9 protein-coding genes are annotated in these 11,755 nt (G+C 43.8%); 3 read left to right on the top strand and 6 right to left on the bottom strand.

What is annotated here, in order from left to right; translation table 11 throughout:
- Positions 1–156 precede the first annotated feature (156 nt).
- Together ACED45_RS15210 and ACED45_RS15205 are read left to right on the top strand one after the other, a co-directional pair.
- Positions 157–1,608 (top strand): catalase, encoded by a 1,452-nt coding sequence (locus ACED45_RS15210; RefSeq protein ID WP_371714381.1) that lies wholly within the window; start codon positions 157–159, stop codon positions 1,606–1,608.
- A 204-nt stretch (positions 1,609–1,812) separates the two neighbouring features.
- Complete coding sequence (locus ACED45_RS15205) at positions 1,813–2,685, top strand: patatin-like phospholipase family protein (RefSeq protein WP_371714380.1); 873 nt, start codon at positions 1,813–1,815, stop codon at positions 2,683–2,685.
- 119 nt (positions 2,686–2,804) lie between these two features.
- On the opposite strand, the gene ACED45_RS15200 is transcribed toward ACED45_RS15205, so the two are convergent.
- From ACED45_RS15200 to ACED45_RS15190, 3 genes are all read right to left on the bottom strand, one after another.
- Positions 2,805–3,797: a 2-hydroxyacid dehydrogenase gene (locus ACED45_RS15200; RefSeq protein ID WP_371714379.1), complete on the bottom strand. Its 993-nt coding sequence runs from the start codon at positions 3,795–3,797 to the stop codon at positions 2,805–2,807.
- 195 nt (positions 3,798–3,992) lie between these two features.
- Positions 3,993–4,331, bottom strand: coding sequence for a DUF1971 domain-containing protein (locus ACED45_RS15195; protein WP_285953859.1), 339 nt, complete (start codon positions 4,329–4,331; stop codon positions 3,993–3,995).
- A gap of 66 nt (positions 4,332–4,397) precedes the next feature.
- Positions 4,398–5,201 carry a ferredoxin--NADP reductase gene (locus tag ACED45_RS15190; protein ID WP_371714378.1) on the bottom strand — a complete coding sequence of 268 codons (804 nt, stop codon included), beginning with the start codon at positions 5,199–5,201 and terminating at the stop codon, positions 4,398–4,400.
- Between the two features lie 342 nt (positions 5,202–5,543).
- Between ACED45_RS15190 and ACED45_RS15185 the strand changes: the two genes are divergently transcribed.
- The gene (locus tag ACED45_RS15185; RefSeq protein WP_102478808.1) at positions 5,544–6,479 is read left to right on the top strand and encodes an acyltransferase; all 936 of its coding nucleotides are present in this window, start codon (positions 5,544–5,546) and stop codon (positions 6,477–6,479) included.
- Between the two features lie 163 nt (positions 6,480–6,642).
- On the opposite strand, the gene ACED45_RS15180 is transcribed toward ACED45_RS15185, so the two are convergent.
- From ACED45_RS15180 to glgX, 3 genes are all read right to left on the bottom strand, one after another.
- Positions 6,643–7,365 (bottom strand): tRNA (adenine(22)-N(1))-methyltransferase, encoded by a 723-nt coding sequence (locus ACED45_RS15180; RefSeq protein WP_102478807.1) that lies wholly within the window; start codon positions 7,363–7,365, stop codon positions 6,643–6,645.
- 141 nt (positions 7,366–7,506) lie between these two features.
- Entirely contained in the window at positions 7,507–9,249 is a 1,743-nt protein-coding gene (locus ACED45_RS15175; protein ID WP_102478806.1) for a sensor domain-containing diguanylate cyclase, read from the bottom strand.
- A gap of 248 nt (positions 9,250–9,497) precedes the next feature.
- Entirely contained in the window at positions 9,498–11,471 is a 1,974-nt protein-coding gene (gene glgX, locus ACED45_RS15170) for a glycogen debranching protein GlgX (RefSeq protein ID WP_123300506.1), read from the bottom strand.
- Between the last annotated feature and the right edge of the window lie 284 nt (positions 11,472–11,755).

The raw sequence follows: 11,755 nt of genomic DNA, 5'->3' as shown, positions 1-11,755 counted from the left end.
TTTTATAGATAACAACGATAAATATAAACGATTATATTTTCTGCCAACTCAGGTCTATTCTTTATCCATATTATTTTAGTGGTTTTTAAAGTATTGAATCCACTTAAATCTAAGATGTGGCAACGATGCGATATCTTTAACCTTAAGGAATAGACCATGAGTAAAAAACTGACCACAGCTGCGGGTTGTCCTGTCGCTCATAACCAGAATGTTCAAACGGCGGGCAAACGTGGCCCTCAACTGCTGCAAGATGTTTGGTTTTTAGAGAAATTGGCGCACTTTGATCGTGAAGTGATTCCAGAGCGTCGTATGCACGCGAAAGGTTCTGGTGCCTACGGGACATTTACTGTTACGCATGACATCACCAAATATACTAAGGCAAAGCTGTTTTCTGAAGTAGGTAAAAAGACCGACTTGTTTGCCCGTTTTACGACAGTCGCCGGCGAGCGTGGCGCGGCCGATGCTGAGCGTGATATTCGCGGCTTTGCATTGAAGTTTTATACTGAAGAAGGTAACTGGGATATGGTAGGTAACAACACGCCAGTATTCTTCCTTCGTGATCCTCTTAAGTTCCCAGATCTAAACCACGCGGTGAAACGTGACCCACGCACCAACATGCGCAGCGCGAAGAACAACTGGGATTTCTGGACCTCTCTACCTGAAGCGCTTCACCAAATCACGATTGTGATGAGTGATCGTGGTATCCCTGCGACTTACCGTCATATGCACGGTTTTGGTAGTCATACATTCAGCTTTATCAACTCTGATAATGAACGCTTCTGGGTTAAGTTCCACTTCAAATCTCAGCAAGGTATTAAGAACTTGTCTGATGTAGAAGCGGCACAAGTGATCGGCGATGACCGTGAAAGTCACCAGCGTGATTTACTAGACAGCATCGATAATCAAGACTTCCCGAAATGGACGCTGAAAGTGCAAGTGATGCCTGAAGCGGATGCGGCGAAAGTACCATATAACCCGTTCGACCTCACTAAGATTTGGCCACACGCAGATTACCCATTGATTGAGGTGGGTGAGTTTGAATTGAACCGTAACCCGCAAAACTTCTTCGCTGAAGTTGAGCAGTCTGCATTCAACCCTGCAAACGTGGTTCCGGGCATCAGCTTCTCACCAGACAAGATGCTGCAAGGTCGCCTGTTTGCTTACGGTGATGCACAGCGCTACCGTTTAGGTGTTAACCATCAGCATATCCCAGTGAATGCACCTCGTTGTCCTGTACACAGCTACCACCGTGATGGTGCAATGCGTGTTGATGGTAACTTTGGCAGTACACTTGGCTATGAGCCAAACAATGAAGGCCAATGGGCAGAGCAACCAGACTTTGCAGAGCCAGCATTGAACTTGGATGGTGCTGCAGCGCACTGGGATCACCGCGAAGATGAAGATTACTTCTCACAACCGGGAGACCTATTCCGTCTGATGACACCAGAAAAACAAGCGATTCTGTTTGATAACACAGCTCGTAACCTAGGCGGCGTGCCTAAAGAGATTCAACTGCGTCACCTAAGACACTGTTACAAAGCCGACCCTGCATACGGCGAAGGCATTGGTAAACTGCTTGAAATCGATGTAAGCGAGTTTAATTCGTAATCGATAATGTAATTGGTTAATCAATAGGCCGTTGAATGATGCACTCACGGCCTTTTTTGATCCTATGGCTTAATAAGCTATTGAATCTTAGTTGATATTTAATGATAGCTTTTGCCTATTAAATCAATAAACTCAGCCTATTATCTTTGTAAGAGTGATCGAATTATTCTACGACCATCAGTTTATAAAGTAGAAGAGTTTGAGATGAGTAACAGCGCATTAATCGTTGAAGGTGGAGCAATGAGAGGCATCTTCGCTGCCGGAGTGTTGGACGCCTTTATGCAAGACGATTTCCGTCCTTATGATTTTGCCATTGGCGTATCTGCGGGCGTGTCCAATTTGGTTGGTTACTTATCTCAAGCGCCAAAACGCAGCTACAACGTGATTACCACGATGGCGACCGATAAAACCTTCTTCAACCCGACTCGTTTTGCCAAGGGGGGTAACTTGGTGGACGTGAAATGGTTATGGAATGAATCAAACCAACGCTATCCACTGGATTGTGGTGAGATGTTTTCAAGTATCCCACTGATTGCCGCTGTGACTAATGTCGATACAGGCAGTGCCGATTACTATCATATTAAGCCAGAAAATCTTTCTAATGTGGTTGAAGCAACAACGGCTTTACCAATCGCTTACCGTGAAACTCCGTGTTTCTCTGGTGGCTGTTATACCGATGGTGGTGTCGCGGATTCGATTCCAGTTCGTGAAGCCTATCGCCGTGGCGCGCGCGATATTACCGTGATTCTTTCTCACCCACTTAGCTACCGAATGAAGCCGCAGAAGTATCAGTGGATGCTGAAAAAACTGTTAAAGAAATTCCCAAACATTGCGGAGTCGATGGCGGTACGTGCTGAAAACTACAACCAGTCTTTAGAGTTCATTCGTAACCCTCCAAAAGATGCGACCATCAAGGTGATTGCGCCACCGGAGACGTTCGCGGTTAAGCGACTGACTATGGATCAAAGCATCTTGGATGCAGGTTATGAGATGGGCGTGAAGGCAGGGGAAGAGCATCTGGCGATTCGAAAAGGGACCTATGGGTTAGATATCGAGGATTGCCACTTCTGCATCTAACTCTGCTTTCGATATTGGCATAAACGAAAAAGCCACGCTGTTCACTTAGGAATAGCGTGGCTTTGTATTTGTAGAGCTAGTTTGTTTTTAACTCAGTCTGCTATTAACTCAAGTTGTTGTTAAACCAGTTCGTTGCCGCTGGTGTTGCCTGTGAAAAAGGCATCAACACTGGTTAGGGTTGTATTGGCGATGTTGAACAGAGCATCTTTGGTCAAGAAAGCTTGGTGACCTGTAAACAAGACGTTGTGACAAGCAGATAGGCGACGGAATACGTCATCGACAATCACGTCATTCGATTTGTCTTGGAAGAACAGCTCTTTCTCGTTGTCATACACATCAAGACCAAGCGCGCCAATCTTACTCTGTTTCAGCGCTTCGATCGCTGCGGTTGAATCCAGTAGTTCACCACGGCTGGTATTGACGATCATCACGCCATCTTTCATTTTGCCAAATGCCGTTGCATCCAATAGGTGGTAGTTCTCTTTACTCATTGGGCAATGCAAGGAAATCACGTCAGATTCTTGGTAAAGCTCATCCAGTTCCACGTATTTAGCACCAAGTTCTTTTGCCAAAGGATTTGGGTATGGGTCGTAACATAGGATGTTCATGCCCAAGCCTTTCAGGATTCGCATCGTTGCTAGCCCAATCTTACCTGAACCAATCACACCAACGGTTTTACCGTGGAAGTTAAAGCCTACCAAGCCTTCAAGGGAGAAGTTCGCATCACGAGTACGTTGGTATGCCTTGTGCAGCTTACGGTTCAAACACATCATCATGCCAACCGTGTGTTCTGCTACTGATTCTGGTGAATAAGCCGGAACGCGCACCACTTGCAGGCCAAACTCTTTGGCTGCGTCTAGGTCGACTTTATCGAAGCCCGCACAGCGCATCGCAATCAGCTTAGTGCCGCCTTGTGCAAGAATCTCTAACACGTCTCGCGATAGGTCGTCGTTTACAAATGCACACACCACTTCGTTGTCGTGCGCCATTTTTGCCGTGGTTGTAGTGAGGCGAAAATCATGGAAATGAAACTCAGCGTTGAGATCGCCTTTCGCAAGGTTGAATGATTTTTCGTCGTATGATTTTGAGCTAAAAAAAGCAATGTTGAGCATGGCTTCCTCTCTTACCTAAAATATAAAGAACCCCACATATTCATTATCTGAAACGGGAGTAAAACAAATAACTTTGTGCAGTGTGCTAGAGTTTTATAATCTTGTCTATCATCATTAGTCATTGTTATTATTAAGGTTATTTTTCTATTTAGTTACAATTACTAATTTCAGCACAAGGTTAGCCGATTGAGCTCTCTATCTGCTTTTACGAGTGTTGAGCGTCTTCTTAGTTTCCTTTTCTGACCAGAAGTTAATGTTGAATTGCGCGTCGTCGCTCAGTTCTACTCGATGCCAATATTGAGGTGGACTTGTGGCAAATTGCCCTGCTTGGATCGTGATAACACTTTCTGGTTCTGTCGCGTCGGCATCAGCAAAACCATAGAAGGTGACCGTCCCTTCCATTACGCAGATTTGGCCGAATACGCTTTCTGCGGTGTTATGGTGATTAAGTAATGCAGCCGGTATGTTGTCTTTGGTGAAAAATGGCGTTGAACGTTGAATTTTCCAGTGTGACGGAATACGTAAATGACTCATATAAAACCTCTTATCTGTCTGTATTTTAAATACAAGCTTTAGCTTTGATGGAGTTGGTGACTGTGATTACCAGTAGTTTTCACTGCTGAATTGGCCAGGCTTTCGGCGTAAGTGCTTCTCGAAACCTAAGCTGGTTAGTGCTTCACTTGTATCGCGAACCATTTGCGGATTGCCGCAAAGGTAGAAGAAACTGCGGGTTTGATTGAAAGCGACAGACGCGGCTTGCTCAAGGTCGCCTCCAAGTAACAAGCTTGGTATTCGTCCGCGCAAAGTTCCGGTGACTGATTCTCTAGAAATAATTGGCACATACTTGAGTTTCCCTTGAAAGTGATCGACGAGTTGAGTGATACGGTTTCGATAAGTCAGGTCTTGCTTTGTTCTTACGGCATGAACCAGTACAAGGTTTTTGAATGAGGTGACTTTTTCAGATTCAGAGCCGTTTTGCTGCTGTATCTGCATGCTTTCGAGCATTGAGATAAAAGGCCCAACCGCGGTTCCGGTCGAAAGCATCCATAGATCATCGGCGATCTCTGGGATCTCATCTAAGGTCATAAAACCGCTTGGGTCTTTACCGACAAAGATGTCATCGCCTACCTTCAACTCATGAAGTTGAGGTGAAAGCTGACCGTTCTGATCTTTAATAATCAAAAACTCCAGATGTTGATGTCCTTGTTCGTGATCTGGCGCGTTTACCATGGAATAGGCGCGTCTTACGAACTCACCCTCACTATTTACCAAGCCCAGTTTCGTGAACTGACCTGCCTGATAAGGAGAGACAGGAGCACTGACTTGAAGTGAGAACAGCTGGGCTGTCCATTGTGTTTTATGTAAGACTTTTCCGGCTACCAAACCATGAGGAATATCTGTCATATCATCACCTTTACGTAGAGAAGTTATCTCATTAAGGATACTCAACTATTTACATTTTGGAGTTGCATGTACCATGCCAATAATGAGAATGCTTATCAATACTTAGTTTGTAGTAAAAACAAACCTTAATTGTGTCAAATGGACATGATTCACCTTAAGTCTAAATGACACTGCTGGTGTTTTTTGATGCTGACTTTGTTGATTCAGAACAATGAGCTGGTCTTTGGACATAGGCTAAATCAGTACAGTGGTTTGACCCCTCGGATATTCAACCAATTACTAAAGAGAATATTTTGTAGATGAGTATAATGGCGGCTTTCGATCTCAATATAGCCGTGTTTTATGCTTGATAATCTTCGTATGGCCTTGAACGTACTGTTCGTGACCATCAATACTGCAATGACTGCGTTTACCGTGAGTTTCTTTGGCCTCATCAAACTGATTCTGCCAATCTCTGTTGTACAGAAGTCGTGTACTCGTTTAGCTAACTTCACATTTTGGTGCTGGGCTTCGCTCAACCTTTGGATGTTGAACGTGAACAACGACATCGAGTGGCAAGTGGAAGGCGGGGAAGATATCTCGACCAAACAGTGGTATTTGATGATGTCGAATCATCTGAGTTGGGCGGATATCGTGATCTTGTCTTCTATCTTGAAAGACAAAATGCCGATGACTAAGTTCTTCCTTAAGCATGAACTGCTGTACGTCCCATTTGTTGGGTTGGCATGTTGGGGGCTAGATATGCCCTTTATGAGACGCCATTCTCGTGAGTTTTTGCTGCGTAACCCAGAGCGTCGTAATGATGACTTCGATGCAATCAACAAAGCGTGTACTAAGTTCAAACTTGCACCGACAACCTTGGTGAACTTTGTTGAAGGGACTCGTGCCAATCATGATAAACTAGCGACAGTCAAAACACCTTATCGTCACTTACTCAAGCCTAAAACCGGCGGTGTGGCGTTTGCTCTATCGGCAATGGGTCCAATCTTAGATGGTATCGTCGATGTTACTTTGGCTTATCCGGAAAACCAGACTTCTCCATTTGAAGATATGCTGAAAGGCAAAATGACCAAGGTAGTCGTGCGTATTAAACTGCATGCAATGGATGAGAACGTGAATGGTAACTACTTTGAAGATAAGGCATTTAAACGTCGCTTCCACAGTTGGTTGAACAATACGTGGAAAGAGAAAGACGACTATCTTGATACAGTTTATGGTGTTGATACGCCCTCTGAGGTTGAAACGACTGGTGAGCCTGATGCGGTTCATAAGAAATAAGAGCAGTAAGCTTAAACCAAATTGATAGCATTAAAAAAGCCGATAGTTCATTGAACTGTCGGCTTTTTTATTTAATCGGCTTTACTAACGGTAAGCGATAAAGTTAGTACTTACTATAATCTAGTGGTAGTAAAATCAATGCTATATGCAGAACAGGTGAGGACTAAATCGCTTGGTATGCATCAATGATGTGCTTCACTTCGCTGGGTTTACCTTGCTGCTCTTGGCCTTGATGAATGCGAAGATAATGCTGCAATGTTTTGGCTTTGTATTGCTGTGATACCTTCATTTGTTCATCACAACTTGGTGTCCAGATCTTGTCACCTACGTTTGATATCTCGCTAATGTTTTGGCTATTTTCTGAATCACCTTGGTTATTACTCACCAATAACACCTCGTAGTAACGACGGTTCTCTTCGAGCAACATTTCATCAATAAGACCAAAATTGAGCGCCTTTAAATGGCTTCTCAACTCGAATTGCTGATGCACCGGACAAAGCAAGAAATCGATCGCTTTGTTTGGGTGTTGACGATGAATGTCATCGACGAGTTTCTGAGTGAGATCGCCACCGACGCCTGCAATAATAACTAGGTGTTTGCCAGTATGTTTCTCAAGCGGAATAGCGGCGACATCCATGCAGTAGACTTGCCATTGACTGGTAACCGTTTGTTCAGCTTTATTATCTTGTGGAAAGTAGTGCGCTAGCTTGTCTTCAAGTTCACTCATTAGAGACGGGACAATATCGACAAAGTGAATCTGAGGTGCTTTATTATCCGACAACAGTTGAACACCCAAAAAGCCATGATCACAGCAACAGTCCCAAATATGCTGGTAGTCATTGCTGACAAGGGAGTGGAGAGTTTGCAGTCGGTTACTTAGCTTCATAAGATTCGTGTCGTTAGAAAAGGGGATATTGTCTTATCGAAGGCGCATTGTAATGACTTTCTAGAAAAACAAAAGCACCTTGAATTTGGAACCCTAGGTGCTTTGTCGTGTGTGATAATCTACAGGCTTGTTGGAATGCGTTTAAGATGCTTTGGCAACGGCTCTGATGTGGCTTTCCACTCGGTTCTTACCAAGTTGTTGCGCGATAAGCTTTGCCTGTTCCGCTAGCGCTAAAGCTGAGTCTGTTTCGCCTTCTATTTGTGAGTACCCCACGCTAACCCCTAGCGATAAGGTGATATCTGGAGTGACGATGGTTTTCTCCGCGATTCCGACTCGGCACTGGTCTAGCTGGAATTTGGCATCTTTCACATCATTGGCTTTGAACAATACCGCGAACTCCTTTCCTCCAACACGCGCCAAGCAAAGTCCTTTCGGTTTCGGGAAGTAATAACGTATCGATTCTGCAGTCAGCTTGATCATCTTGTCACCGACTGCTTCACCGTAGGCACGGTTTACGTGGTCGAAGTTATCGATATCAAGCAGAGCAACATAGGTATCGGGCTCGCTCGCGTAGTTTTCGATGGCGATACTGAAACTGCTCTTATTGTCTAACTGCGTCATCAGATCTTTGCTACTCAATTGATGTTGAAGCAGTAAGTTCGACAAAGAGACCTCAGTGTAATCCCGGATCATTCGCAGAATACTCTGGCTGATCGGTAAGTTTGCGTTTACGTACAACACTGCGATCAACTGCTTACGAGAGTGCAAAGGAATACAGTAATGACGTTGGTGTATTTTGAGTTTACACGCTAATGGGTCGGCGTATTTTCCGCTTCTGTAAGCCATGGTGTCCGGTGTAAATCGCTCTGCAAGGGCTTTGTCACAATGTACCGTTGACTTGTTTCCGTGATAGTCGATGGTACTGAATGCGTGGTTCTCAGGCTGATAGAGACAGAATTGAATGCCTTTTTGGTAGGTGAAGCTGTCCAGTATGGATCTTAACTCTCGCTTAAAGCTTACAAGGTCATCGACTTTATTCAGTTGTGACAAGGACACATTCAAACGATAAGCCAGATAGTTTGCGCCAATCCACAATAGAAGCAGTGAACCAAGTACCAAGCCAGTTAACGTAAATTGGTGTGAGCTGGTTAAGATATCATGGCGATCGGTGCCTGCGATGAATACCCAGTTCAAGCTGTTGTCAGCGTCAAATACCGATATTTTGAAGTTATCTTGATAGTAATATTCGTGCTTACCAACGGTTTCACCTTGTGAGAGTTGATGGCTGATACCTGCGTGATAGCTGACTGATTTAGATCCGATACGCTTTGGGTCTGGGTGGAAGACCAGTCGTTCTGTTGCTCGGTCAACTACAAACACATAGCCGTGATTAAGCGTTTTTAAGTCTCTTAATCCTTGTGTGGTGTGTAAAAGGTCAAACTCAATCCATATTTCTTCATTCAATCTTTCCGCTGTATGTTTAACTGCGAACACCCAACGACCATCTGCTTTTTGGTAAATCGAAGAGATGTAGAAATCCTCAACCACACTGTCTATTGAGTTCCATTTTATGGAATCGATTTGTTCATGGGAAAGAGGTAATCCACGACTTGATATATATTGTTGGGATTGTGGTTGGTATCGAACGATATCGGAGAAGTTTGGCGTTCTTTTTAGAATATTATCGCTCAATTCTCTGAATTTTTTATCACCGATTGGAGCCGTTTTAGGTAGGCCTAGACTGGTTTCTAAAAAATAGAGCTTGCCGAATGTCGCTTCGATGTTGGAACGAATAGTGGAGCTTGCGATACGAATGTTTGACGATGATTGTTCAGTTGCTGCTGTTTCTACTTTTTCAAGCTGAGCCACAGCTAGATAGAGCATCCCTCCAGTTAATAAAATAATGTATGGTTTAAAAAGCCGAATTAATGTTTTAGGTAAAGCCATGATATCCAAAGACGTTATAGATTCATTTTTATAGTACGGCCATACTAAACAGTTTTCGTAATCACATCAATGCAAATGATTCCATATAAATGAATGCGTTTTGTGATATTAGGCTAACAAAAAAGCCAGTCATAAATATAACTGGCTTCTATGGTTTTCGGTGTTTTATTACGTTGGCTTAACTTTTAACTTAACTCAGTTTTGCCTGGTGAATAGTGCAAAATCGCCATCGAAGTTGGCGACAATAACATTTCACCTTCAGCATGACCTGGTTTTACATTTCGTAGGTTAGTATCGCAGATCTTCACCCAGTTTTGATCACGATCACTAGGTAAAGAAAAACGTGCTGGTGCGTTGGTTTGGTTGATCAGATAAATCAACTCGTCACCATTTTTACCAATGCCTAAATGCAGCGCAACTGAGCTTAAACGGTTCCAGTCATCATGCTCCATGAGTGTGCCATCGACACGGCTCCAGAAGATGCGATTAGAGTTACGCTTTTCGCCACTGAATGCCTTAATAAATGGCACCATGTATTGCTGACGAGCAGAAATCATTTCCGATAGCCAAGTCTTGAAGTATGTCTTGCGTTCAGAGTCTTCCCAGTTAAGCCAACTTGTCACGCCATCTTGGCAGTATGCGTTGTTGTTACCTTTTTGAGTATGAGATAACACATCTGCCGTCAGAATATGTGGAATACCAAAAGCAAACAGCAGGCTCGCCATGAAGTTACGTTTCTGCTTCTCACGCGTGGCGATAACTAACAGGTTTTCTGTTTCGCCTTCAACACCATAGTTCTCAGAGCGGTTGTCACCGTGTCCATCGCGATTGTTTTCACCATTCTCTTCGTTGTGTTTGTGCTTGTAAGAAACAAGATCCTGCATGGTGAAACCATCGTGATAAGTGATGTAGTTGACGGTCAATTTGTACGGCCAGTGTGCTGCGCTATAGATGTCACGTGAACCCATCAAGCGAGTCGCAAACTCTTTCAGGTAGCCTTGATCACCGCGCCAGAAGCTGCGTGTGATGTCTCTGAGCTTGTCGTTACACTCATTCCAACCTAACGGGAAATTACCAACTTGGTAGCCATTCGGGCCGATGTCCCAAGGTTCAGCGATGAGCTTAGTTTCTTTAAGTACAGGATCTTGAGCAACGGCTTTGAAAAAAGCGGCCTCAGGATTATAGTTGTCACCTTCTCGCCCCAGCGTGGCTGCTAAATCAAAACGGAAGCCATCGACTTGGAATTCACTCACCCAGTAGCGAAGCGTATCCATGACTAAGTTGAGTGCAGGTTGATGGGTTAGATCGACCGTATTACCGCAGCCTGTGAAGTTCGCATAATGACAGCCATGTTTGATGTAGGAGTTGCTATCCAGCGCTTTTAGATTGAACGTTGTCCCACCTTCACCACCTTCAGCTGTGTGGTTGTATACGACGTCAAGGATGACCTCGATACCATTGCGGTGCAGTTCACGAATCGCGGTTTTGAGCTCAGTAACCGCGTCTTTTTCTGCATAGCGAGGGTCTGGCACCATGAACAGATATGGGTTGTAACCCCAATAGTTTACTTTCCCCATATCCAATAGGTGGGGTTCATGCATACACGCAGCAATAGGTAAAAGTTGTAGAGAATTGATATTTTGTTGTTTATAGAACGCAAGCATTTCAGGGCTAACTAACCCTAAGTAACGTCCTTTAGTATTGGTCGCTACTTCAGGATGAAGTTGAGATAGGCCTTTTACATGGGTTTCAAAAAGAACGGTCTCTTCGCGGCTAATGCGTGGTTTTTCTACGCCTTGCCAATCGAAAGTGTCATCAATAACAACACATTTCGCCATAGCAAAGCTCTTCTCATTGGTATACGGCGTGACGTAATCGAGCGGTTCGCTGATTGCTTTGGCATACGGGTCTGAAAGTAGGATTGGCCCATTGTCAGTGTCAGCAATGAAGCCGTATTTTTGCCCCGCTTTTATACCATCAATAAAAACATATCTGATATCAGCGTATTCATTTTCCAACTTATAAGTGGTGAATTCATCGTTCTCGTCAAAAAGAGCAAGAGAGAGGGATTTACAGTCAGGAGAATAAATTGAGAAGTTACAGCCAGTGTTTCCTGGCGTTGCGCCTAGTGGATAAGGGCGAGCGAGCGTTCTAGTCATTGCTTGATTTCTTGTTCGTTTATCAACATCAGTGAACTATAAGTAAAAAGCTTTGTCACAGTAAGGTCAAGCAACTTCACAGAATAATTATTGTTAAATAAATAATTTACCGATTAGGTTCAAATTATATATTTGAAGTAGATCTCACTTAAGGTGAATAATTAGATCTGTGTGCTGTCTACTCCTCCTAGATTAAGTGATCTACCTCTTTAAAACGCCGTTCTGTATATTTTCTACTCCCCTCTAGTCCCCCTTAATTAACTTAGGGGTGGAGGAAGTCAAAC

Source organism: Vibrio crassostreae, assembly GCF_041439375.1.
Classification (GTDB): domain Bacteria; phylum Pseudomonadota; class Gammaproteobacteria; order Enterobacterales; family Vibrionaceae; genus Vibrio; species Vibrio crassostreae_D.
Note: the sequence above shows the minus strand (reverse complement) of the source record. Positions and strands in the feature narration are given on the sequence as shown.